Annotated in this window: 17 protein-coding genes, 1 rRNA gene and 1 pseudogene; 8 read left to right on the forward strand and 11 right to left on the reverse strand. The window is 71.8% G+C overall.

All coding sequences use genetic code 11. From position 1 onward, the window contains the following. Positions 1-183: 183 nt before the first annotated feature. Both AB0E85_RS13050 and AB0E85_RS13055 read right to left on the reverse strand, forming a co-directional pair. The gene (locus tag AB0E85_RS13050; protein WP_361925564.1) at positions 184-849 is read right to left on the reverse strand and encodes an HAD family hydrolase; all 666 of its coding nucleotides are present in this window, start codon (positions 847-849) and stop codon (positions 184-186) included. 69 nt (positions 850-918) lie between these two features. Beyond that, positions 919-1,434: a hypothetical protein gene (locus AB0E85_RS13055; protein ID WP_361925566.1), complete on the reverse strand. Its 516-nt coding sequence runs from the start codon at positions 1,432-1,434 to the stop codon at positions 919-921. A 1,113-nt stretch (positions 1,435-2,547) separates the two neighbouring features. On the opposite strand from AB0E85_RS13055, the pseudogene AB0E85_RS13060 reads away from it, so the two are divergent. After that, a pseudogene (locus tag AB0E85_RS13060) lies at positions 2,548-3,165 on the forward strand (Rv3235 family protein); the annotation flags it as partial. Positions 3,166-3,331: 166 nt separating this feature from the next. On the opposite strand, the gene secA reads toward AB0E85_RS13060, so the two are convergent. Then, positions 3,332-6,178 carry a preprotein translocase subunit SecA gene (gene secA, locus AB0E85_RS13065; protein WP_361925568.1) on the reverse strand — a complete coding sequence of 949 codons (2,847 nt, stop codon included), beginning with the start codon at positions 6,176-6,178 and terminating at the stop codon, positions 3,332-3,334. 299 nt (positions 6,179-6,477) lie between these two features. Here secA and AB0E85_RS13070 point away from each other — a divergent pair, with 299 nt between their 5' ends. Continuing rightward, positions 6,478-7,044: a GNAT family N-acetyltransferase gene (locus AB0E85_RS13070; RefSeq protein WP_361925570.1), complete on the forward strand. Its 567-nt coding sequence runs from the start codon at positions 6,478-6,480 to the stop codon at positions 7,042-7,044. 69 nt (positions 7,045-7,113) lie between these two features. After that, positions 7,114-8,286: a crosslink repair DNA glycosylase YcaQ family protein gene (locus AB0E85_RS13075; protein ID WP_361925572.1), complete on the forward strand. Its 1,173-nt coding sequence runs from the start codon at positions 7,114-7,116 to the stop codon at positions 8,284-8,286. A 9-nt stretch (positions 8,287-8,295) separates the two neighbouring features. On the opposite strand, the gene AB0E85_RS13080 is transcribed toward AB0E85_RS13075, so the two are convergent. The 7 genes from AB0E85_RS13080 to mtnA all read right to left on the reverse strand — a co-directional run bounded on the left by AB0E85_RS13080 (position 8,296) and on the right by mtnA (position 17,483). Continuing rightward, entirely contained in the window at positions 8,296-9,042 is a 747-nt protein-coding gene (locus AB0E85_RS13080; protein ID WP_107455305.1) for a response regulator transcription factor, read from the reverse strand. A gap of 205 nt (positions 9,043-9,247) precedes the next feature. Beyond that, positions 9,248-9,943, reverse strand: coding sequence for a ribosome-associated translation inhibitor RaiA (gene raiA, locus AB0E85_RS13085; RefSeq protein ID WP_030837593.1), 696 nt, complete (start codon positions 9,941-9,943; stop codon positions 9,248-9,250). A gap of 311 nt (positions 9,944-10,254) precedes the next feature. Then, entirely contained in the window at positions 10,255-11,178 is a 924-nt protein-coding gene (locus AB0E85_RS13090) for a ComF family protein (RefSeq protein WP_361925575.1), read from the reverse strand. A gap of 275 nt (positions 11,179-11,453) precedes the next feature. Further along, positions 11,454-13,283, reverse strand: a complete 1,830-nt coding sequence (locus AB0E85_RS13095) for an LpqB family beta-propeller domain-containing protein (protein WP_361925577.1) — start codon at positions 13,281-13,283, stop codon at positions 11,454-11,456. After that, the gene (mtrB, locus tag AB0E85_RS13100; RefSeq protein ID WP_361925579.1) at positions 13,273-15,465 is read right to left on the reverse strand and encodes an MtrAB system histidine kinase MtrB; all 2,193 of its coding nucleotides are present in this window, start codon (positions 15,463-15,465) and stop codon (positions 13,273-13,275) included. The genes AB0E85_RS13095 and mtrB overlap by 11 nt, the downstream gene beginning before the upstream one ends. A 1-nt stretch (position 15,466) precedes the next feature. Beyond that, positions 15,467-16,156, reverse strand: a complete 690-nt coding sequence (gene mtrA, locus AB0E85_RS13105; RefSeq protein WP_009188938.1) for a two-component system response regulator MtrA — start codon at positions 16,154-16,156, stop codon at positions 15,467-15,469. A gap of 178 nt (positions 16,157-16,334) precedes the next feature. Next, entirely contained in the window at positions 16,335-17,483 is a 1,149-nt protein-coding gene (gene mtnA, locus AB0E85_RS13110; protein WP_107455307.1) for an S-methyl-5-thioribose-1-phosphate isomerase, read from the reverse strand. 140 nt (positions 17,484-17,623) lie between these two features. On the opposite strand from mtnA, the gene AB0E85_RS13115 reads away from it, so the two are divergent. The 5 genes from AB0E85_RS13115 to AB0E85_RS13135 are packed head-to-tail and all read left to right on the forward strand — an operon-like array spanning position 17,624 to position 23,246. Beyond that, the gene (locus tag AB0E85_RS13115) at positions 17,624-18,982 is read left to right on the forward strand and encodes a glycerophosphoryl diester phosphodiesterase membrane domain-containing protein (RefSeq protein ID WP_361925582.1); all 1,359 of its coding nucleotides are present in this window, start codon (positions 17,624-17,626) and stop codon (positions 18,980-18,982) included. 4 nt (positions 18,983-18,986) lie between these two features. Then, complete coding sequence (locus AB0E85_RS13120) at positions 18,987-19,754, forward strand: DUF4129 domain-containing protein (RefSeq protein ID WP_361925584.1); 768 nt, start codon at positions 18,987-18,989, stop codon at positions 19,752-19,754. Further along, positions 19,751-20,947: a DUF4350 domain-containing protein gene (locus tag AB0E85_RS13125; RefSeq protein WP_361925586.1), complete on the forward strand. Its 1,197-nt coding sequence runs from the start codon at positions 19,751-19,753 to the stop codon at positions 20,945-20,947. The genes AB0E85_RS13120 and AB0E85_RS13125 overlap by 4 nt, the downstream gene beginning before the upstream one ends. Beyond that, a complete protein-coding gene (locus AB0E85_RS13130) occupies positions 20,947-21,936 on the forward strand; it encodes a MoxR family ATPase (RefSeq protein ID WP_361925588.1) in 990 nt (329 codons plus the stop codon). The genes AB0E85_RS13125 and AB0E85_RS13130 overlap by 1 nt, the downstream gene beginning before the upstream one ends. Then, the gene (locus AB0E85_RS13135) at positions 21,936-23,246 is read left to right on the forward strand and encodes a DUF58 domain-containing protein (protein WP_361925590.1); all 1,311 of its coding nucleotides are present in this window, start codon (positions 21,936-21,938) and stop codon (positions 23,244-23,246) included. The genes AB0E85_RS13130 and AB0E85_RS13135 overlap by 1 nt, the downstream gene beginning before the upstream one ends. 74 nt (positions 23,247-23,320) lie before the next feature. Here the strand turns inward: AB0E85_RS13135 and rrf are convergent. Then, a 5S ribosomal RNA gene (gene rrf, locus AB0E85_RS13140) occupies positions 23,321-23,437 on the reverse strand. Between the last annotated feature and the right edge of the window lie 126 nt (positions 23,438-23,563).

The raw sequence follows: 23,563 nt of genomic DNA on the forward strand, positions 1-23,563 counted from the left end.
TCCGGGCGCAGGGCAGGGACGACGACGTCCCCGCGAACTATCGCGCTGATCACGCCACCAAGGCTATCGCTCCTCACAGGGGCTCCGTCATGAGCCGTATGTGTACAAAACCTGCCCTGGAAGTTTGACGTTCTGCACAGTGCCGCTACGCATCTTGGTCTGAGGGACGCGTGCGGACCCCCGTCAGGCCGCGAGCCGCTCCGCCTCCTCGACCGCTTCCTCCAGCGTGTCCACGACAGGTACACCGGCCGCTTCCAGACTCACCCGGCTGTGCGACCCGCCGGTGTACAGCACGGCCCGGGCCCCGACATGCAACGCGGCCACCGCGTCGTCCGCCGCGTCCCCGATCACCACGGTGCGCTCCGGAGCCACCCCGCTCAGCGACGCCAGGTGCCGCACCATGTGCTCGGCCTTGCTGCCCCCCGACGGCCCGGTCCGCCCGTCCACCCGTATGAAGTGCGGCTCGATGCCGAACCCGCGCACCAGCGGCACGAGCTCCTCGTGCACGTACATGCTCAGGATCGACTGACTGCGCCCCGCCGAGCGCCAGCCGGCCAGCAGCTCCACGGCCCCCACCGTCAGCCCGCACGCCGTCCGGTGCTCGGTGTAGTACCGGTGGAAGACGTCGTCCATCGCCTCCCACTCGGCATCGGTCGGCAGCCGCCCCATCAGCCGCTCGTAGAACTTCGGCACCGGCACGCAGTACAGCTCCCGGTACTTCTCCAGCGTCAGCGGCTCCAGCCCCAGCTCGGCGAAGGCCGCGTTCGTCGCCCCGATGATCGCGTCGATGTCGTGGAACAGCGTCCCGTTCCAGTCCCAGACAATGTGCGCGCCCGTCTTCATCCCCATGCCTGAAAACGTACCCGCCCCCACTGACAATCAAGAGGACAGCGCCTCAACGCGCCCCCGGGGGCCGGTTCAGCGCCGGTGCCCGACCAGGTTCGCGATCTCCTGCGTGGCGAACCACAGCAGCTCGTGGTCCTCGGCTCCGTCCACGACGGACTGCGCGTCGTCGTCCCCCTCGTCGGCCGCGGGCAGCGCCTCGACGGCCGCCGTCACATCGGCCTGGGCGTCCGCCGCGTCGACGTGCACCGACGCCGCCTTGCCCAACGGCACCGGGCCTGCGACCCGCACCTCGCCCGGCGCCGCCGGATCGGACCCCCGGCCGGCCTCCGCGCTCACGGCCCGGTCGGCCACGTCGACGGCGATCACGACCCGCCGCCCCGGTGCCTCCGCCTCGGCCGCCAGCAGACGCAGCGAGGCCAGCGCGGCCCGGCCGAGCGCCGCGTACTCCAGTTCCTCGGTGTCGTCGGAGACGTACCAGTCGCGCAGCCCGGGCGTCACGGCGTAGGCGACGAACGGCCCGGCTCCCAGCTCGCCCGTCCTGTACGCCTCGGCGAGACCGGGGAGGGTCAGGGGCACGTAGACACGCATGGGCTGGCCGCTTTCGTGGTCGTGGTCGGGGGCTCCGAAAGGCTCCGCGAGGCTTCGGAAGGCCTTCAGGATACGTGCGGGGCGTCCCCTTTCGAGGCCCGCCCCGTGACGCCCGATGCGTCCACTCCGGGCCCGGAATTCACCCGGTGCACCTCCGTCCTCATGGGCTCCGCACCTCCGATATCACCCGGATAGGTGAACATTCCGGCGCCCCCCGACGCGTATCCCGCTTCCTTGCCGCCGCCCCCGTCGGCCCCGTACAAGATCACCACCCGAAGTTACTCCCCGGTATGCACCGGGCCCACGAAACGGGGACCCCCCATGCACAAGGTCATGACCAGGACCCAGCCCCGCCCCACCCGCGATCGACCCGGCCCCCACCGCCCCACCCCGACAACGACACCCCACACACCGGCGAACGCGACGCTCCCCGCCCCAGACGGCACCGCCCCGCGTACACCGGCCGGCACCACGCCGCGCACATCAGTCCGCACCGCCTCGCGTGCACCGGCCGGCACCACACCCGGCGCCCCGGGCGACACTGCTCCACACACGCCGACCGCCCCCACCTCCCGCCCTTCGGGCGGCGCCGCCCCCCGCACACCCGCCGGAACAACATCCCGCCTCCCGAACGACGCCGCCCCGCGCACACCGGCCCGCACCACACCCGGCGCCCCGGGCGACACTGCTCCACACACGCCGACCGCCCCCACCTCCCGCCCTTCGGGCGGCGCCGCCCCCCGCACACCTGTCGGCACACCACCCCGCCCCTCGGGCGGAACCGCGCCCCGCATCTCTGCCGGCGCCACAGCATCACGTCACCCCGTGACCACAGCACCCAGCACTCTCGGCAGCACTCCACCGCACACCTCCAAGAGCGCCCCGCCGCACACCTCCGCGGGCACTCCGCCACACACCTCCAAGAGCGCCCCGCCGCACACCTCCGCGGGCACTCCGCCACACACCTCCAAGAGCGCCCCGCCGCGCACCTCCGCGGGCACCCGACGGCACACCTCCGAGAGCGCCCCGCCGCACACCTCCGACGGCAACACCCCACCCCGCTTCCCCGCCCACCGAGAAACCGCACCTGCCGCACCCGCCGCATCCTCCGCCCCCGCCGGCGCAGCACCTCCGCGTTCCCCCGGGAGCGGCCGGACCCGGCAGTCGGCGGCGGGCGGCCGTCCGCCGGCCTCCACCCGTGCCAGGGCCTCCCGCACCCGCCCGTCGGACACGCGCCCGCCGACCCTCTCCACGACCCGCACAGCACCCCGCAGGACCACGGGAACGGCCGCCACCCCGGCCCACTCGGACCTCGCCGTTTCCGCACCCGCCGGGGCCGGAGCGGCCCCTCGTGTCCCGACCCAGGGTCTCCGCCCCGTGGCGGTCCCCCAGCCCCTGCCCACCGACCTCTTCGCCGACCTCCTCGTCGCCGTCCTGAGCGGCCACCGCCCCGTCCACTCGATGCTCCGCCACACCCGTGGCCGCGCCTACGACGAGCTGGCCTGGCTGGCCGAGCGCGGCCCCCTGCGCACGCGCGGTGCCCGTCCCGTCGTCCGGGACATCGGCTACTACGAGCCCCGTCCGGGCGCCATCGAGGCCTTCGCCCGTATCGGTGCCGGCGACCGGCTGCGCGCCATGGCCTTCCGCCTGGAACTCGGACGGGACCGCCGGTGGCGCTGCACGGCGGTCGAACTCGGCGGTCCCCGCCCGCCTCGCCCGGAAGCCGACTGAGGCCGCAACGCCGGCCGAGGCCGCGACGCCGGGCTGAGGCCGCGACGCCGGCTGATGCAGTCGAAGCCGGCTGAAGCAGTCGAAGCGGACTGAAGCCGTCGAAGCCGAAGGGCCGGGCACCCTCGGGTGTCCGGCCCTTCGAACCGCTACGGCGCCTCGGCGACCGTCACTTCTTGCGGCGGCCGCGCCCCCGCGCCTGCTTGCGCCGCTCCGCGCGCGTCAGGCCGTCGGCCTCGGAGCGCACCGGCTCACCGTCCTCGGTGAAGTCGCCCTCGATGGTGCCGCCCTCGCCGTCGACCGTCGGCGCGGAGAAGTGGAGGTTGCGCCGCTGCGGGACGTCGAGCCCCTTGGCACGGATCTCCGGCCGGGAGCCCGCCTGCGCCGGCACGGCGTCCTTCTTCTCCAGGTCGGCCACCGGCTTGGTGTCCTCGACCGGGACCTCCTCGACCTGCTGCTCGACCTGGACCTCCAGGTTGAACAGGTAGCCGACGGACTCCTCCTTGATGCCCTCCATCATCGCGGTGAACATGTCGAAGCCCTCGCGCTGGTACTCGACCAGGGGGTCCTTCTGCGCCATGGCGCGCAGGCCGATGCCCTCCTGGAGGTAGTCCATCTCGTAGAGGTGCTCGCGCCACTTGCGGTCCAGGACCGACAGCACGACCCGGCGCTCCAGCTCCCGCATGATCTCGGAGCCGAGCTGGTCCTCACGCGCCTGGTACTGCTCGTGGATGTCGTCCTTGATGGAGTCGCCGATGAACTCGGCGGTCAGCCCGGCCCGGTCGCCGGCGGCCTCCTCCAGCTCCTCGACCGTGATCTTGGCCGGGTAGAGCTGCTTGAAGGCGCCCCACAGCCGGTCGAGGTCCCAGTCCTCGGGGAAGCCCTCGGCGGTCTCGGCCTGGACGTAGGCGTCGATGGTGTCGTCCATGAAGTGCTGCACCTGCTCGTGCAGGTCCTCGCCCTCCAGGACGCGGCGCCGCTCGCCGTAGATGACCTCGCGCTGGCGGTTGAGGACCTCGTCGTACTTCAGGACGTTCTTGCGCGTCTCGAAGTTCTGCTGCTCCACCTGCGACTGCGCGGAGGCGATCGCGCGGGTGACCATCTTGTTCTCGATCGGCACGTCGTCCGGGACGTTCGCCATCGACATCACGCGCTCGACCATCTGGGCCTTGAACAGGCGCATCAGGTCATCGCCGAGGGAGAGGTAGAAGCGGGACTCGCCCGGGTCGCCCTGACGGCCGGAGCGACCGCGCAGCTGGTTGTCGATGCGCCGCGATTCGTGCCGCTCGGTGCCCAGCACGTAGAGCCCGCCGAGCTTCTCGACCTCGTCCTTCTCGTTCTGGACGGCCTTCTCGGCCCGCTGGAGCGCCTCGGGCAGGGCGTGCGCCCACTCCTCGATGTGCTCCTCGGGGTCGAGGCCACGCTGGCGCAGCTCCGCCTCGGCGAGGTCCTCGGGGTTGCCGCCGAGCTTGATGTCCGTACCACGGCCTGCCATGTTCGTGGCCACCGTGACGGCGCCCTTGCGGCCGGCCTGGGCGACGATCGTCGCCTCCCGGTCGTGCTGCTTGGCGTTCAGCACCTCGTGCTGGATGCCGCGCTTGCTGAGCTGCTGCGAGAGGTACTCGGACTTCTCGACGGAGGTCGTGCCGACGAGGATCGGCTGCCCCTTGCGGTGCTTCTCCTCGATGTCGTCGACGACCGCCTCGAACTTGGCGACCTCGGTCCGGTAGATCAGGTCCGACTGGTCCTTGCGGACCATCGGCCGGTTGGTCGGGATCGGCACCACGCCGAGCTTGTAGATCTGGTGGAACTCGGCGGCCTCGGTCATGGCCGTACCTGTCATGCCGCACAGACCGGGCTGTTCCTTGCCGTTGTGGTCGTGGCGCTTGTAGAGGCGGAAGAAGTTCTGGAGGGTGATCGTGGCGAGCGTCTGGTTCTCGTCCTTGATCGGCACCGATTCCTTGGCCTCGATCGCTTGGTGCATGCCCTCGTTGTAGCGGCGGCCCGCGAGGATACGTCCGGTGTGCTCGTCGACGATCATGACCTCGTCGTCGATGATGACGTAGTCCTTGTCCTTCTTGAACAGCTCCTTGGCCTTGATGGCGTTGTTCAGGTAGCCCACCAGCGGGGTGTTCACCGACTCGTAGAGGTTGTCGATGCCCAGCCAGTCCTCGACCTTGGCGACACCGGACTCGTGGATGGCGACCGTGCGCTTCTTCTCGTCGACGTCGTAGTCGCCGGTCTCCTCGATGCCCTTGAGCGGCTGGCCGGCCTCACCGCGCTTGAGGCGCTTCACCAGCTTGGCGAAGTCCCCGTACCACTTGGTGGCCTGGTCGGCCGGGCCGGAGATGATCAGCGGCGTACGGGCCTCGTCGATGAGGATGGAGTCGACCTCGTCGACGATGGCGAAGTTGTGGCCGCGCTGGACGAGCTCGTCCTGGGACCACGCCATGTTGTCGCGCAGGTAGTCGAAGCCGAACTCGTTGTTCGTGCCGTACGTGATGTCGCAGGCGTACTGCTCGCGGCGCTGAGCCGGCGTCATGTTGGCGAGGATGCAGCCGACCTCGAGCCCCAGGAACCGGTGGACGCGGCCCATCATCTCGGAGTCGCGCTCGGCCAGGTAGTCGTTGACCGTGATGATGTGGACGCCCTTGCCGGACAGGGCGTTCAGATAAGCCGGCAGGGTGCCGACGAGGGTCTTGCCCTCACCTGTCTTCATCTCGGCCACGTAGCCCATGTGCAGGGCCGCGCCACCCATCATCTGCACGTCGTAGTGACGCTGGCCGAGGACACGCTTGGCGGCCTCGCGGACGGTGGCGAACGCCTCGGGCAGCAGGTCGTCCAGCGTCTCGCCGTCGGCGTAGCGCTGCTTGTACTCATCGGTGAGGGCGCGCAGCTCGGCGTCGGAGAGGTCGACGAAGTCCTCTTCGATGGAGTTGACCTGGTCCGCGATGCGGTGCAGCTTGCGCAGGATCTTGCCTTCGCCTGCACGCATGAGCTTCGAGAGGACGGACACGGGGGTTGGTCTCCTTGCCGGTCGGGCCTGGGACGGTCGGTTACCACTTGACTTACTGAGCAACGGCCATCGTATGCGAGGACCCCACCGCGCCGGGAGGGCCTGCCGTGACGGGCGACCGTCCGCTGCTTCGATTCTGATTCACGTCTGCGTCGAGATTGACGTCTGCTTCAAAGGGGACAACGTGCGACCCCCTCGGATAGTGCCGCACCCCTCCGTCGAATTGCACGACCCGTGATCACCCCTTCACCGAGGGCAAACACAGGACACCGCGGCCGGCGTCCGAGCAGAATCGCCCGATGGAACCCGTCACCCTCACCACGGACCGTCTCCTGCTGCGCACGGTGGGGCCCCAGGACACCGACGCGGTGTACGAGGCCTGTCAGGACCCCGACATCCAGCGCTGGACCACGATCCCCTCGCCCTACCTGCGCGAGCACGCCCGGAGCTTCACGGAACACATGGTCCCGGACGGCTGGAGGGACGGCTCCATGTTCACCTTCGGCGTCTTCCTGCACTCCGGGGAACTGGCGGGCATGCTCGGCATCGAGATGCGCGCCCTGGGCATGGGCGAGATCGGCTTCTGGGCCGCCAAGCAGCACCGCGCCAACGGCTACGTCACCGAAGCCGCCCTCACCGCCTGCCGCTGGTCCTTCACCCGCGCCGCGCTCGACCGCGTCGAATGGCGCGCCGAGGTGGGCAACCGGGCCTCCCGCGCGGTGGCGGAACGAGCGGGCTTCACGATCGAGGGCACGCTGCGCTCCGCGACGAACAACAAGGGAGTACGACGGGACACCTGGGTGGGCTCGCTGCTCCCCTCGGACATGGGCCTGCCGTCGACCGCCCCGTACCTGCCGGCACGCTGACCTGCCCGGCCGTCCCGGCGAATGCGCAGGCCACCCCCCGTTGTCGGTCCCACCCCCTACGCTGCGACCATGACCACCCCTCGCCCCCTCGCAGACCTCTCCGCGGACGAGGCCCGCAGAATCGCGCTCCGCGCCCAAGGCTTCCTCGGCGTGCCCGACCGCCGTTCCGGTGTCCGCGGCGTCCTCCGCCACCTGGGCGCGATACAGCTCGACACCATCTCGGTCCTGGCCCGGTCCCATGAACTCGTCCCGTACGCCCGGCTGGGCGCGGTCGGCCGCAGAACGGTCGAGGACGCCTACTGGCAGGACACGCACTCCTTCGAGTACTGGTCCCACGCCGCCTGCATCCTCCCCATCGAGGAGTGGCCGCACTTCGCCTTCCGCCGCCGTGCCTACCGCAACCGCCCGCACTGGAACCACGACCTGCCCGACGGCGTTTACGACCAGGTCATCAAGCAGCTCCGCTCCGAAGGCCCCCTCACGGCGACGGAGTTGGGCGGCGCCAAGAAGACGAACGACTGGTGGGACTGGTCCGGCTCCAAGGTCGCCGTGGAACGCGCCCTGATGTACGGCGAGGTGGTCTGCGTGGAGCGCCGCGGCTGGAAGCGCGTCTACGACCTCGCCGAGCGCGCCGTGCCCGACGACCTGCTGCACGACGAGCTGGACGACACCGAGTGCCTGCGCCGCCTGGTCGCCCTGGCGGGCCGGTCCCTGGGTGTGGGCACCCGGGCGGACATCGCCGACTACCACCGTCTCAAGGGCGAGCAGGTCGACGCGGTGATCGCCGAGTCGGGCCTGGTCCCGGTCTCGGTCGAGGGCTGGGGCAAGCCGGCGTGGGCCGATCCCGCGGCTCTGGAGACACCCCCGCGCGGCCGCCACCGCACCACGCTCCTGTCGCCCTTCGACTCCCTGATCTGGGAGCGGGCCCGCACGGAGCGGATCTTCGGGTTCACGCACCGCCTGGAGGCCTACGTCCCCAAACAGAAGCGCATCCACGGCTACTTCGCGATGCCGGTCCTGGCCGGCGGTCGTCTGGTCGGCCGCGTGGACCCGGCCCGCGAGGGCCGCACCCTGGTGGCCAAGCAGGTCACCCTGGACGGCCCGAAGGCCGTCCCGGCCGTCGCCCAGGCCCTGGCCGAGGCGGCGACCTGGGTGGACTGCACGGACGCCCGCGTGGAACGGGTCGACACGCCGGAGCTGCGCGAGCCCCTGGCCCAGGAACTCGCCCGCCTTCTCGGCTGAGATCGCGTCCTAGCGGATCTCGAGGATCTTCTCCCGCATCGCGTACACCACCGCTTCCATCCTGGAGTGCAGTTGCAGCTTCTCCAGGATGTTGCGGACGTGATTCTTCACGGTGTTCTCGGAGATGAACAACTCCTTGGCGATGTCACGGTTGTTCATTCCCGTCGCGACGAGCTTGAGGACTTCCAGTTCCCGGTCGGTCAGGCGCGGCGCGGGCACCAGCCGGCGTTCGTCCGTGCGCTGGATCATCGACTTGAACTCGGTGAGGAGTTTCGACGCCATGGACGGGCTGATCTGCGACTGCCCGTCGGCCACCGCGCGAATGGCGGTGGCCACCTCGTCCGTGGAGATCTCCTTGAGGAGATAGCCGGTCGCTCCCGCCTTGATGGCGTCGTAGAGATCGGCTTCCTCGTCGCTGATCGTCAGCATGATGATTTTGGCACTGGGTGCCACCTCCTTGATGGAGGTGCACGCCTCGATCCCGCCGCGCTTGGGCATCCGCACGTCCATCAGGACGATGTCGGGCAGCAGGTCGGCGGCCTTCTCCACGGCCTCGGCGCCGTCGCCCGCCTCTCCGATGACCTGGATGTCCTCCTCGGCCGCGAGCACGATCTCCAGGCCCCGGCGGAACAAGGCGTGGTCGTCCACCACAAGGACTCTGATCGGTTCCTTGCGTGGGGTCCCCGAGTCCGGGCCCATGCCGACGACGCCGTCGTCGGCATCCTCGTCACGCATCGGTCCGAAGCTGTCCGCCATCGTTCCTCCCCCTGAAGGCTGTGGCCTGAGGTCCTGAGCCATCGCCAACCCAGAGCAACGACCCACCGGTTGGGCCGTGGCCACCATGATTTCATGCCCGGACGGCACCGGGGTGCCGGAGCGGGGCGCGAAGTGGTCGCACGGGGGTGCCCCTGGGGGCGCACACGCGCTCCAGGGGCACCTGTTCCGCTGTCACCCGGCACGGTCAGCCGCCGAGCGCACCACCCGCGTCGGGGGAGTGCGCCTGGGTGACCATCGTGTCCGTGCTGAGGTGGATCACGCCGTAGTCGTAGGCGTGCCGTCGGTAGACGACACTCGGTTCCTTGGTCTCGGAGTCGACGAACAGGTAGAAGTCGTGCCCGACCAGCTCCATCTCGTAGAGAGCCTGGTCGAGGGTCATGGGGGCTGCGACGTGGGTCTTCTCTCGGACGACGATGGGGCCGTCACCCTGGACCTCCAGCGAACCGATCTTCTTCGTGGGTACGGCCTCGGGCTCCTCCTCGGGAGCCGGCACCAGGCCGTTTCCGTTGAGCGTCGCCACACCGGGGACGTGGTCGGCGACCTCGGCGGCCGGGATCCGGCGCGCGCCACGGCGCGAGTACCGCTTGTCGTGCTGCCTGCGCAGCCGGGCTTCCAGCTTCTCCGCCGCCAGGTCGAGCGCCGCGTACGGATCGCTCGCCGCTGCCTCCGCCCGGATCACCGGGCCGCGGGAGCGGAGCGTGATCTCCACTCGGTCACAGCGGTCGGCCTGCCGGGGGTTGGGCTCCTTGGACACCTCGACGTCGAGGCTGATCACCTTGCCATCGAGCTTCTGGATCTTCTCCAGCTTCAGCTTCTCGGCCACGTGCTTCCGGAACCGCTCGGGCACCTCGGTCTTGCGGCCCTTGACGACGATGTCCACGCAGAACTCCGTTCCCGGATCGCTCCGCTGCGGTGCGGAGCGTCTCCCTTTTGCACCAGGCTCCGGTGAGTCCCGGAACCTCGGACTCGGTGACTTCCACCTCCTCCCCCGCGAGCGAGATCTCCACTCCACCGGCGCGAGTGATGAAGAAAAACTCACGGCACGGCATTCGGATTCGAGAGGTGTGGCCTGCGGCTTTCCCTCTCAACCGAACATATCTCGCCCGGACGGATGTCGTCACCCTCTACTGCGGCGTACCTCCGTTCAGGTGAATAGGCCCTCTCGTTACCTGCAACGACACAAGATCTCAGTCAGTTCCGGTTTATTTCGAAAGAGTCCGGTGTTGCCGCGACCACCGCCGCGCACACCACCTCGACGACTCCGCCGACGTCGCCCGCGCCCGCGTTCACCTGCCGGGCGGGCCGCCCGCCCGTCCTCTCCCACCTTGATCCGACGTTCTGTTCCTCTCTGCTTTCCCACGTCTCTCCCGCATACACGGCCGAACTCCATGAGGCGTTCGGAATCGGCCCCGTCACCCCGAAAGCGGTCCGCGGCCCGCCCGAGGCCGCCCGCACGGCACGCGCGGCCTCCGCCAGGGAGGCCCCGGTGGTCATCACGTCGTCGACGAGGACGACCGGTCCCCCGGAGAGCAGCCGGGCACCGCCGGGAGCCACCGCCAGCGCGCCCGCGAGATTGTCCAGCCGCTGCCGCGAGTTGAGCCCCGACTGGTCGGCCACGGCCCGGCGCTGCCGCAGCACGCCGGCCACCCGGGCCGGAAACCCCCTCCGCCGCAACTCACCCGCTGCCGCCAGCGCGATCCGCCGCGCCGGATCATGCCCCCGGGCCCGCACGGCCCGCCGCCCGGACGGCACCGGCACGAGCAGCACAGGAGCCCTGCCGCCCGGGACCCGGGCCGCTCCGGCCCGCGCCGGAGCCGGGGCGTCCCGGAGCCCCGCCCGTACGGCTTCCGCCAGCGCCACTCCGAGCGGTCCGGCGAGCGCCAGGGCGCCCCGTTCCTTGTGGGCCAGCAGCGCCGCCCGGACCTCGTCCGCGTACCGGGCCGCAGCGTGCACCATGGGCAGCCCGGGCGGCTCCGGCACCGGCCGCACCCGCCGCGCCGCACTTCCGCCCAGCACCGCACGGCACCGCGCGCACAGCACCGTACGAGGCACGCCACAGCCGCCGCACTCGCCCGGCAGCACCAGGTCGGTCAGGTCCTGCCACCACCCCCGCATGGCCCCACTGTGGCCCCTGCGGGCCCGGTCCGGCCACCCCTGTGGACAACCGTGGGCAACCGCCTGTGGACAACCAGCCGCCCTCGCCACCGGCCCGCCCCCCACACGAGTGACGCCCCGCAGAAGCCCCGGAGGCCACAAGGCGGAGGCGAGCAGCACCGACCCCGCGCGCGACCCCCGAACACCGCGGCCGCCCCTCCCGAGTCAGACCTCGGCAGGAGCGGCTGCCCGCACCTCCACACCCCGGCCCCACCTGCCACCGGGACGCTCACAGCTCACCCCGGGTAGACCGGCGCCGTCCCCTCCGTCACCTTCTGCCACTGCTCACCCGACGGCAGGCGGACGATGCCGTCCACCGAGTACGCCACCAGCGGCAACCGGTCGTCCTCGGCGGCCGTGACCTCCTTGACGCCGGTCAGGGCCGCGGGCGCCGGCACGTCCGGCGTGGAGCCGTCGACCTGGACGTACCGCATCTGCTCGACGCCCCCGTGCTCGCGCCCGACCACCACGAGCCGGCTGTCCCCGGCCCACGACATGGTGGTGACCTGCTCCAACTCCGGCGTCGCGGAGCGCAGTTCCACCACCCTGACGGCCGGCTTCCCGCCCGGTTCCTCGTCCCGCTCGATCAGCCCGATGAGCAGGGTCTTCTTGCCGCCCTTCTCCACGACGAGCGCGATCCGCACCCCGTCGGCGGCGACCCGCACGGACTGGACCCGTCCGTCCAGGTGCGGCGTGCGCACCTCCACCGGATCGCCCTTGCCCTCCTCGAAGAGGAGCAGCCGGGGGCGGTCGGGGTCGCGGTCGGCCACCCACAGTCCGTCGTCCGCGTCCCAGCTGGGGGGCGTCAGCCGGTCCTTCTCGGACCGGCCCTGGCTGCGCAGCACCGGCTCGCCCAGCGAACCGCCCGAGACGAGCGAGCCCACGTACAGCGACCGGCCGTCGAGGCTCACGCCGGCCGCGGTGTGCTCGTCACGCGACACCGCCACCGACCGCAGTGCCGTGTCACCCTCGCCGAGGGCGCCGGGCGCGGGGTCCGGCTCGTTGCCGCTGCTGCCCGCGGCGATCCGTACCAGCCGGTGCTTGCCGTCGACGAAGTACAGGTAGTCGGGGTGCCGCGCCGAGCTGCGGGAGGCCGCCGAATCGGCCCCCTCCTGCGTGAGCGAGCACAGCTCCGCCCCTCCGGCCCGCAGCTCGACCTCCTCCACCGCGGGGCTGAGGTTGCGCAGTGTGAAGAGCATCTGGGCCGCCATCTCCTCACACCGGTTGGCGCCGATGCCCGCGGCCTTGCCGTTGAGCGGGACCGTCAGCTTGCTCCGGTCGTCCGGTGTCAGCGCACCGGCGCCCTTCGCCAGCGCCGTACCGGTGGGGAAACTCGATCTGACCACGGGCCCGAGCCACCGCGTCGGCCCGCTGAGCAGGGAACTCACCATCTGCGTCATGGGCTCCACGCGTCGGCGCACGTAGATGGGGTCGGCGACCGCCGCGGGCCGTGACTTCGATCCGGCCGCGTCGGTGTTCGAGGCGAAGTAGTACTTGCTGACCGACATGTAGTTGCGCTGGAAGTCCGACTCCCCGATGACGACGCCCTGCGGCAGCGCGTCGATCCGCCACTGCCGCTTGTCGTCCTGGGTCAGGTGCACGCTCCTGCCGTACGCCCCCGTCGCGGGCGCGTACGCCTGCTGGGCGTCGACGGTGGCCACCTTGGTGCCGGTCAGCAGGTAGGAGATCTCGCCGGTGTCCTCCCGGCCGGCGCCGGGCTCGGGCTTGGCACCCGGCCCGTCCGTCAGCACCGTGGCGGACGCCTCGGGCCGCCACGTCTTCGCGGCGTCTCCGGTCAGGTACTGGCGCGCGGTCTTGTAGCGCGGATCGTCGCTGGTGAGCGCCTCCAGGAAGCCCTGCACGATCTCCGAGGGCGACGCGTCCTCCCCCGGCGGCACGGCGAACACCTGCACCTGGTTCTCCTGGCGCGGTGTGGACTCCACGCCCCGCAGATCCCCGCTGTCCGGCATCGAGGCACACCCCGCCAGCACCAGAACGCCACCGGCGGCGTACGCCATCACGCGCGCGGGCCTGCGCCGGCCGCGCCCCTCGCGGTCAACGCCCACGAGATGCCTCCCCTTGCCTGTCCACGTCCCCTGGCCCGGTCGCCCGGCTCCCCGTACCCGCGGAGTGGTCGTCCTCGTCCCGCGGCCCGTTCACGACCGGATCCCGTCCGGCCCGGCCGCCGGCGCCACCCTCGCGCCCCGCCCCTTCCGGACGGCCCGCGTCATCGCCGGGACCCTGCTGCTCGGCCCCCGCCGGTTCTTCCTGCCGGCGCGTGCCCGAGGCAGGCCTGGGCACCACACGTGAACCCTGGCCGGGCAGCGCCGTCGGATCGGCCGTAGGGGCGCTCCGCGGAGGTATCGGGTCCCGCTTCGCCCCCTGGGACACCGGCCCGCTCACCGGCTGCGCCGGCACGGTCGCCCGCTTCTCGCCGTCCCCTCCGCCGCACGGCAGACCGGCGTCGTCGAGTCCGCGGTTGCGCCGGGAGTCCTTGGGCTCCAGCGGTATCGGGGAGCCCCGCAGCGGCTCGTCGGCGGTCCTGGGCAGCGTCAGCCGGAACTGCGAACCGCCGCCCGGCTCGCCCCACGCCTGGAGCCAGCCGCCGTGCAGCCGGGCGTCCTCCAGGGCGATGGAGAGGCCCAGGCCCGTACCGCCCGTGGTCCGCGCGCGTGCCGGGTCGGCCCGCCAGAAGCGGCTGAACACCCGGGTCGCCTCGCCCGGCTTGAGTCCGACGCCGTAGTCCCGCACCGCCACGGCGACGGCACCGCCGGCCGCCGCGAGCTTGACGACGACGTCCCTGCCCTCGCCGTGTTCGACGGCGTTGACCACGAGGTTGCGCAGCACCCGCTCCACGCGCCGGGCATCGGCCTCGGCGACGACGGGCTGCTGGTCACCGAGGACGCGGATCCGCGTGCCCTTGCGCTCCGCGAGCGGCTCGGCCCCGCTGACCACCCGCCGCACGACGTCCCTGAGGTCTATCGGCTCCGCCTCCAGCGCCGCGGCGCCCGCGTCGAAGCGGCTGATCTCCAGCAGGTCCGCGAGCAGCGACTCGAACCGGTCCAGCTGGTCGGCGAGCAGCTCCGCCGACCGCGCGGTGACCGGGTCGAAGTCCACCCGCGCCTCGTGGATGACGTCCGCGGCCATCCGTACGGTCGTCAGCGGCGTCCGCAGCTCGTGCGACACGTCCGACACGAAGCGGCGCTGCATCCGCGACAGGTCCTCCAGCTGACTGATCTTGAGCTGGAGGTTCTGCGCCATCTTGTTGAAGGCCTCGCCGAGCCGCGCGATGTCGTCCTCGCCGGTGACCTTCATACGCTCCTGGAGCCGCCCGGCCGACAGCCGCTCGGCGATCCCCGCCGCCATCCGCACCGGCGTGACGACCTGCCGCACGACGAGCCAGGCGATGGCCCCCAGCAGGACGACGACGAACAGCCCGGCGGTCGCCAGCGTGCCCTTGACCAGACTCAGCGACTTCTCCTCCTGGGTGAGCGGGAAGAGGTAGTACAGCTGGTACGGGTCGCCGTTCGGGTCGTCCACCTGCTGGCCGATGACCAGGCCCGGCTGGGAGTCCTTGGTCGGGTTGTTGTAGGTGATGCGGGTGTAGCTCTGCGCGGCCGTCGTACTCTTGCCGATCCGCTCGCGCAGGTCAGCGGGCACGCTCCGGTTCCAGTCCACCTCACCGGAGGCACGCTGCCCGCGCCCGCCCGCCCCCTCCGCGTCGGTGGCCGGGAGCGTCACGACGTCGAAGGCGCCCTGGCCGCCGCTGGACAGCGAGGAGACGAGGTCGCTCATCCACGGGGTGACGTTCTGCGCGGGGCCCCCGACCGACGTGGCGCCGTCGTCGCCGGTGCCGCTCGCCGCGTCGTCGGCCCGCTGTTTGGCCACCGCGAACCCGCCGGTGGCCTGGCTCTGGGAGGCCTTCACCTTGGCGTCCAGCAGGCCGTTGCGCACCTGCCCGATGACGACGAAGCCCAGCAGCAGCACCACGCCCAGCGACATCAGCAGCGTCGTGACGACGACCTTGAGCTGGATGTTGCGCCGCCACAGCCGCATGACGGGCAGCAGGGGCCGGCGCACCCACCGCATGAACAGGCGGATGACCGGGCTGCCCTGGACTCCGCCCTGGAGCAGCAGTCCGCTCTCCAGGAACCGCCCCCAACGGGAGCCGGGCTTCTTCCGCCCGACAGGCCGCTCCGGGCGGGCCCCGGACCGGCCGGGCGCCGAAGCGGCACTGTCGCCGGTCATGTCAGCTCGGTCCTGCCTTGTATCCGACACCTCGGACGGTCACCACGATCTCCGGCTTCTCCGGGTCCTTCTCGACCTTGGAGCGCAGCCGCTGCACATGGACGTTGACCAGCCGCGTGTCCGCCGCGTGCCGGTAACCCCAGACCTGCTCCAGCAGTACCTCGCGCGTGAACACCTGCCACGGCTTGCGCGCGAGCGCGACCAGCAGGTCGAACTCCAGCGGTGTCAGCGCGATCGACTGCCCGTCCCGCTTCACGGAGTGACCCGCCACGTCGATGACCAGATCACCGATGGCGAGCTGCTCCGGAGCGGGCTCCTCCGACCTCCGCAGCCGCGCCCGGATCCGGGCCACCAGTTCCTTGGGCTTGAACGGCTTCACGATGTAGTCGTCGGCGCCCGACTCCAGGCCCACGACGACATCGACCGTGTCGCTCTTCGCCGTCAGCATCACGATCGGTACACCCGACTCCGCCCTGATCAGGCGGCACACCTCGATGCCGTCGCGACCGGGCAGCATCAGATCGAGCAGCACCAGGTCGGGCTTGGCCTCACGGAACGCGGCCAGCGCCTTGTCCCCGTCGGCCACGAACGACGGCTCGAAACCCTCACCACGCAGCACGATGCCGAGCATCTCGGCCAGTGCGGTGTCGTCGTCGACGACAAGGACTCGTCCCTTCATAAACGACATCATCCCATTCTCATAACAGTGGCGAAGGCAGTGGTGAGGTAGGTCACCGGCCAGTGACCATAGTCGCAGCAAGCGCTACTGTCTGCCCTCGCCGGCCCGCAGATGATCTCCAGCGGGACCGAGCGGCGAGGGTGCCCGAGCCCACCGCCGCCCCGGGCACGCCCGCCGTGCAGCGCCCGGCTCAGCCCGCCGCCACCCGGCGTGACCGCGCACACATCTCGGCGAGTGCCTCAGCCGTCACCGGCGAAACAGCGCCCTCCTCCGTGACGATCGCGGTCACCAGCTCGGCCGGAGTGACGTCGAACGCCGGGTTGTACGCCTGCGTCCCCAGCGGCGCCACCGGAATCCCACCGCCCGCCTCCGCACCGACCACCGGCACCTGCGGCGCCGTCACCTCGGTCACCTCGTGCCCGGGCCGCTGCTCCACCTCGACGGACGCCCCGTCCGCGGTGTCCAGATCCACCGTCGTCACCGGCGCCACCACGATGAACGGCACGTGGTGGTACCGCGCCAGCACCGCCAGCGGATAGCTCCCGACCTTGTTCGCCACCGAACCGTCCGCCGTGATGCGGTCCGCTCCGATCAGCACCGCGTCCACCTCCCCGGCGGCGAACAGCGACCCCGCCGCGTTGTCGGTGAGCAGCGTGTACGCCATCCCGCTGCGAGCCGCCTCGTACGCCGTCAGGCGAGCGCCCTGCAGCAGCGGCCGCGTCTCGTCCACCCACAGCCGCCGCAGCCGCCCCGTCCGGTGCGCCGCGAGCGCCACCGCGAACGCCGTCCCCTCCCCGCCCGACACCAGCGAACCGGTGTTGCAGTGGGTGAGAATCCGGTGCCCGCCACCGGGCAGCAGCTCGTCCAGCAGCGCCAGCCCGTGCTCGGCCATCCGCCCACTGGCCTCGGCATCCTCCCGGTGCAGCTGCCGCGCCGCGGCCAGCGCCGCCGCGGCCGCCTGCCGCACGTCCCCGCCCTTGGCGAGCGCCGCCTCGTGCGCCGACTGCGCCCGCCGCACACCCACAGCCAGGTTCACCGCGGTCGGCCGGGCACCCGCCAGCGCGGCCGCCGCCTCGTCCACGTCGAAGCCCCGCACAGCGGCGAGCGCGACGCCGTACGCCCCCGCGATGCCGAGCAGCGGCGCCCCGCGCACCGCCAGCGAGCGGATCGCCTCCACGAGCGCGGGCGCGTCCGTACAGACCAGTTCGACCTCCTCGGCCGGCAGCCTCGTCTGGTCCAGCAGGACCAGAACCGGGCCTTCCGGTGGCTCTTCCCAGCGGATCGCGGGGATCTCGGTCGGCCGCTTGTCATCGCCGCTGTGCGCGTACTGATCAGCCATGCCGTCAGTCTGCCCCCTATCGAGCGGACAATTGAAGGTACGCAGCCCATACCGCTGCCGGTCACTCCAAGACCACCCCATGGCACGATGGCTGCCAACCTGCCGCCGCGACCGCGGACGGGCACCGTGAAGGAGCGACGATGAACGACACTCCGGGCTGGGCCTCGCCCGGATCCGCCCCGTCCGACGGGCAGGAGCCGGACCGGTCCGGCCCTGCCGCGCCCACCGACCGCCCCGCTCAGCCCTCGGACCAGCCGACCCAGCCCGGCCAGGCCCCGCAGGGCCCCGGACCGCAGTGGTCCAAGGAGCAGCCGCCGCCGGCCCAGTGGTCCGCCCCCAGCGGCCCGGCCGCCCCCGGCCAGGCTCCCCCGCCGCCACCCCCCGGCCCGGGCTGGGGCAACCAGCCCCCCGCAGGCCACGGCGGGTACGGCGGCCAAGGCGGATCCGGCGGATACGGCGCGCCCGGAGCCCACGGCGGCTGGGGAAGCGGCTGGGGCGGCCCCCCGCCCGCCGCCAAGCCCGGCATCATCCCGCTCCGCCCCCTCGGCGTGGGCGAGATCCTCGACGGCGCGGTCTCCACCATGCGCACCTACTGGCGCACGGTCCTCGGCATCTCCCTGACCGTCGCCGTCCTCACCGAGCTCATCGTCGTCCTGTTCCAGGGCCTCGTCCTGAACGACTCCAGCACCGAAGCCCTCAACGACCCCAGCGCCACCCTCAGCGAGCTGAGCCGCGCCATGGGCGACGCCATGCTCAACTCCAGCGTCGTCTTCGTGATCTCCCTGGTCGGCACCGTCATCGCGACCGCCCTGCTCACCACCGTCACCAGCCGCGCCGTACTCGGCAAGTCGGTGACCATCGGCGAGGCCTGGCGCGACGCCCGCCCCCAGATCCTCAAACTGTTCGGCCTCATCTGCGTGTTGCTGCTCATCACCGTCGGCGTCGTCACCGTGGGAGCCCTGCCCGGTCTCCTCGTGACCGTCGCCGGAAGCAGCGGCCCGGGCGTCGCCCTCACCGTCCTCGGCATCATCGGCGCCGGCCTCGTCGCCCTGTGGCTGGCCATCCGCTTCTCCCTCGCCTCTCCCGCCCTCATGCTGGAGAAGCAGGGCATCAAGAAGGCCATGAGCCGCTCCGCGAAGCTCGTCCAGGGCACCTGGTGGCGGATCTTCGGCATCCAACTGCTCGCCACGCTCATCGCGAACGTCGTCGCCTCGATCATCGTCATCCCGTTCACCCTCCTCGCCGCGGCCCTCAGCGGCGACGGCCTCACCGGCTGGCTCGACACCGGTGTCGGCAGCCTCGGCTGGACGTTCCTCATCATCAGCGGCATCGGCTCGGTGATCGGCTCCATGATCACGTTCCCGATCACGGCCGGCGTCACCGTGCTCCTCTACATCGACCAGCGCATCCGCCGCGAGGCCCTCGACCTCGAACTGGCCCGCGCCGCCGGCGTCCAGGACTACGGCTCCACCGCCCCCGGCGCCACCCCGGGGAGCTGATGCGGTGAGCCGGGCGGGGGAACTTCTCACAACGGCGCTGCCACGCGCCGGAATACGGACGCTGCTGAGCGCCGGCGACACCTCCCTGCTGTCGTCGGCCCGCTCCGCCGACGAGCCGCCCCTCACCATCCCGCGCGACCCCGCGCGCGAGGCCGCCCGGCGCGAGCTGTCCAAGCGCATGTACCACGAGAACGACCCCAGCCTGTTCCAGCGCGCCCTCGACGCCTTCTGGGACTGGCTCGGCAAACTCCTCACCGCCACCTCGACCGCCACCCCCGGCGGCACACTCGGCCTGATCGTCGTCATCCTGGCCGTCATCGCCGTCCTGGCCGCCCTGTGGTGGCGCCTGGGCACCCCGCGCCGCCAACCCACCTCATCGGCAACCCTGTTCGACGACCGCCCCCGCAGCGCCGCCGACCACCGCGCCACCGCCGAGGCACACGCCGCCCAGGGCCACTGGAACCAGGCCGTCCAGGAACGCATGCGCGCCCTCGTCCGCGCCCTGGAGGAACGCGCCCTCCTCGACACCCGCCCCGGCCGCACCGCCGACGAGGCCGCAGCCGAAGCCGGCCGGGCCCTGCCCGCCCACACCGACCGACTGCGCACCGCCGCCCGCGACTTCGACGACGTGACGTACGGCGGCCGCTCGGCGACCGAACAGTCGTACCACCGCATCGCCGAACTCGACCGCGACCTGGAACGCACCAAACCCCAGCTCGCGACGAGCAGCGCCACCACGGCCCCCGACACCCGCCAGGGAGCCGCCGAATGACCACCGAGGCCCCCCTCGCGTCCACCTCGGCCTCGCCCAGCGCCCGCCAGGTGTGGACCCGCGCGCGCGGTATCGCCCTCGCCTTCGTGGTGCTCCTCGCCGGAGCCGTCGCCATCGCCGTCATCCGCTCCGACGCCCGCCACGGCGAACTCGACCCGCGCTCCGCCGACCCGGGAGGCAGCCGCGCCGTCGCCGAACTCCTCGCCGACCGGGGCGTGGACACCCGCGTGGTCACCACCCTGGACGAAGCCGCCACCGCGGCCGGCCCGGACACCACCCTCCTGGTCGCCGCCCCCGACCTGCTGACCCCCACTCAGCAGACCCGGCTGCACGACGCGTTCGCCGACTCCCGCGGCCGCACCGTCCTGGTCGCCTCCGGCAGCGCCTCCATCGAACGGCTCGCCCCCGGCGTCACCGCCGACCCCGCCACCAGCCTCGACTCGACGCTCTCCCCCGGCTGCGCCCTGCCCGCCGCCCAGCGCGCCGGCACCGCCGACACGGGCGGCGTCCGCTACACCACCACCCACCTCGGCGCCGATGCCTGCTACCCCAGCGAACGCCTGGCCACCCTGCTGCGCATCCCGGACAGCACCGGGGACGGCGACACCATCGCGCTGGGCGCGCCCGACATCCTCCTCAACGACCACCTCGACGAGCAGGGCAACGCCTCGCTCGCCCTCCAACTCCTCGGCTCCCGCCCCCATCTGGTCTGGTACCTCCCCTCGCTCTCCGACACGTCGGCCGCCGGCCCCGACGACGAACGCAGCTTCTTCGACCTGCTCCCCTCGGGCTGGCTCTGGGGCACCCTTCAGCTCTTCATCGCCGCGGCCCTGGCCGCCCTGTGGCGGGCACGCCGGCTCGGCCCCCTCGTGCCAGAAAGACTCCCCGTCGCGATCCGCGCCTCCGAAACGGCCGAAGGCCGCGCCCGCCTCTACCGCAAGACCGACGCCCGCGACCGCGCGGCCGACGCTCTTCGCTCCACCACCCGCACCCGCCTCGCCCCCCTCGTAGGCGTCCCCGTCACCCAGGCGCACACGCCCGAGGCCCTGCTCCCCGCCCTGTCCGCCCACCTCCACGGCGACGGCCAGGAACAGCGATCCCTCCTCTTCGGACCACCGCCCAGCGACGACGCAGCACTCATCGCACTCGCCGACCGACTCGACGCCCTCGAAAGAGAGGTACGCCGTCCATGATGGACCCGACCACTGACAACGCCGGGAACACCGGGGACCCGGGCACCGCCCGAGACGCCCTGGAGGCCCTGCGCGCCGAGATCGCCAAGGCCGTGGTCGGCCAGGACCCCGCCGTCACCGGCCTCGTCGTCGCCCTGCTCTGCCGCGGCCACGTCCTCCTCGAAGGCGTCCCCGGCGTCGCCAAGACCCTCCTGGTCCGCGCCCTCGCCTCCGCCCTCGAACTCGACACCAAGCGCGTCCAGTTCACCCCCGACCTCATGCCGAGCGACGTGACCGGCTCCCTGGTCTACGACACCCGCAGCGCCGAGTTCTCCTTCCAGCCCGGCCCCGTCTTCACCAACCTCCTCCTCGCCGACGAGATCAACCGCACACCCCCCAAGACCCAGTCGTCCCTCCTCGAAGCCATGGAGGAACGCCAGGTGACCGTCGACGGCACCCCCCGCCTCCTCCCCGACCCGTTCCTGGTCGCGGCGACCCAGAACCCGGTCGAGTACGAGGGCACCTACCCCCTCCCGGAAGCCCAGCTGGACCGCTTCCTCCTCAAACTCACCATCCCCCTCCCCTCCCGCCAGGACGAGATCGACGTCCTCACCCGCCACGCCGAGGGCTTCAACCCCCGCGACCTGCACGCCGCCGGCGTACGCCCCGTAGCGGGCCCCGCCGACCTGGAGGCAGCCCGCGCAGCGGTCGCCAAGACGACCATCTCCCCGGAGATCACCGCCTACGTCGTCGACATCTGCCGCGCCACCCGCGAGTCGCCCTCCCTCACCCTGGGCGTCTCCCCCCGAGGCGCCACGGCCCTGCTGGCAACCGCCCGCGCCTGGGCCTGGCTGACCGGCCGCGACTACGTCATCCCCGACGACGTGAAGGCCCTCGCCCTCCCCACGCTCCGCCACCGCGTGCAACTCCGCCCGGAGGCCGAAATGGAGGGCGTGACGGCCGATTCCGTCATCAACGCGATCCTCGCCCACGTCCCCGTCCCCCGCTGATGGCACTCACCGGACGCGCCGCCCTCCTCGCGGCCCTGGGCTCCCTCCCCGTCGGTATCTGGGAGCCCAGCTGGACGGGCATCCTGGCGGTCAACGCCCCCTTGGCCGCGGCCTGCGCCTGCGACTTCGCGCTGGCCGCCCCCGTACGCCGCCTGGGCCTGACCCGCTCCGGCGACACCTCCGTGCGCCTCGGCGACACGGCGGACGTGACCCTGACCATCACCAATCCGTCCCGCCGCCCCCTCCGCGCCCGACTCCGCGACGCCTGGCCCCCGAGCAGCTGGCAGCCCAGCACGGAGACAGCGGCCTCCCGCCACCGCCTCACGGTCCCCCCGGGCGAACGCCGCCGCGTGACCACCCGCCTCCGCCCCACCCGCCGGGGCGACCGCCAGGCCGACCGCATCACCATCCGCTCGTACGGCCCCCTCGGCCTCTTCTCCCGCCAGGGCACCCACCGGGCCCCCTGGACGATCCGCGTCCTGCCCCCGTTCACCAGCCGCAAGCACCTCCCCTCCAAGCTGGCCCGCCTCCGCGAACTGGACGGCCGCACCAGCGTCCTCACCCGCGGCGAGGGCACGGAGTTCGACAGCCTGCGCGAGTACGTCCCCGGCGACGACACCCGCTCCATCGACTGGCGCGCCACAGCCCGCCAGACCACGGTCGCCGTACGCACCTGGCGCCCCGAGCGCGATCGCCACATCCTCCTGGTCCTCGACACCGGCCGCACCTCGGCCGGCCGCGTGGGCGACGCACCGCGCCTCGACGCCTCGATGGACGCGGCCCTCCTCCTCGCGGCCCTCGCCTCCCGCGCCGGCGACCGTGTGGACCTCCTCGCCTACGACCGCAAGGTCCGCGCCCTCGTCCAGGGCCGCACGGCAGGCGACGTGCTTCCCGCCCTGGTCAACGCCATGGCCATGCTGGAGCCGACGCTCGTCGAAACGGACGCCCGAGGCCTCACGGCGACCGCTCTGCGTACGTCGCCCCGCCGCTCCCTGATCGTCCTGCTCACCACGCTGGACGCCGCCCCCATCGAAGAGGGCCTGCTCCCGGTCCTGACCCAGCTCACCCAGCGCCACACCGTTCTGCTGGCTTCGGTGGCCGACCCGCACATCACGGAAATGGCCACAGCACGCGGCAATGCCGATGCTGTCTACGAGGCCGCAGCAGCAGCCCAGGCCCAGGCAGAGCGTCACCGCACAGCGGAACAGCTCCGCCGCCACGGTGTCACGGTCGTCGACGCGACCCCGGACGACTTGGCGCCGGCACTGGCGGACGCATACCTGGCATTGAAGACAGCTGGACGCCTGTAAAAGGCGGGCCCCCGAAAGGGGGCCAAACGCAGAAAGCCCCCGCATCCGAAGATGCGGGGGCTTTCCCAATGATTGTTCGGCGGCGTCCTACTCTCCCACAGGGTCCCCCCTGCAGTACCATCGGCGCTGTAAGGCTTAGCTTCCGGGTTCGGAATGTAACCGGGCGTTTCCCCTACGCTATAACCACCGAAACACTATGAAACTGACAACCGGCACTTTGGTTGTTCGTGGTTTCAGAACCAACACAGTGGACGCGAGCAACTGAGGACAAGCCCTCGGCCTATTAGTACCGGTCAACTCCACACGTTACCGTGCTT

This window comes from Streptomyces sp. NPDC029044 (genome assembly GCF_040637495.1).
Taxonomy (GTDB): domain Bacteria; phylum Actinomycetota; class Actinomycetes; order Streptomycetales; family Streptomycetaceae; genus Streptomyces.

Bases quoted from the DNA above. Each gene is read 5' to 3' on its own strand.
- AB0E85_RS13050 (WP_361925564.1), bottom strand. From the start codon at position 849: ATGGGGATGAAGACGGGCGCGCACATTGTCTGGGACTGGAACGGGACG.
- AB0E85_RS13055 (WP_361925566.1), bottom strand. From the start codon at position 1,434: ATGCGTGTCTACGTGCCCCTGACCCTCCCCGGTCTCGCCGAGGCGTAC.
- AB0E85_RS13070 (WP_361925570.1), top strand. From the start codon at position 6,478: ATGGAACCCGTCACCCTCACCACGGACCGTCTCCTGCTGCGCACGGTG.
- AB0E85_RS13075 (WP_361925572.1), top strand. From the start codon at position 7,114: ATGACCACCCCTCGCCCCCTCGCAGACCTCTCCGCGGACGAGGCCCGC.
- AB0E85_RS13080 (WP_107455305.1), bottom strand. From the start codon at position 9,042: ATGGCGGACAGCTTCGGACCGATGCGTGACGAGGATGCCGACGACGGC.
- AB0E85_RS13090 (WP_361925575.1), bottom strand. From the start codon at position 11,178: ATGCGGGGGTGGTGGCAGGACCTGACCGACCTGGTGCTGCCGGGCGAG.
- mtrB (WP_361925579.1), bottom strand. From the start codon at position 15,465: ATGACCGGCGACAGTGCCGCTTCGGCGCCCGGCCGGTCCGGGGCCCGC.
- mtrA (WP_009188938.1), bottom strand. From the start codon at position 16,156: ATGATGTCGTTTATGAAGGGACGAGTCCTTGTCGTCGACGACGACACC.
- mtnA (WP_107455307.1), bottom strand. From the start codon at position 17,483: ATGGCTGATCAGTACGCGCACAGCGGCGATGACAAGCGGCCGACCGAG.
- AB0E85_RS13115 (WP_361925582.1), top strand. From the start codon at position 17,624: ATGAACGACACTCCGGGCTGGGCCTCGCCCGGATCCGCCCCGTCCGAC.
- AB0E85_RS13125 (WP_361925586.1), top strand. From the start codon at position 19,751: ATGACCACCGAGGCCCCCCTCGCGTCCACCTCGGCCTCGCCCAGCGCC.
- AB0E85_RS13130 (WP_361925588.1), top strand. From the start codon at position 20,947: ATGGACCCGACCACTGACAACGCCGGGAACACCGGGGACCCGGGCACC.
- AB0E85_RS13135 (WP_361925590.1), top strand. From the start codon at position 21,936: ATGGCACTCACCGGACGCGCCGCCCTCCTCGCGGCCCTGGGCTCCCTC.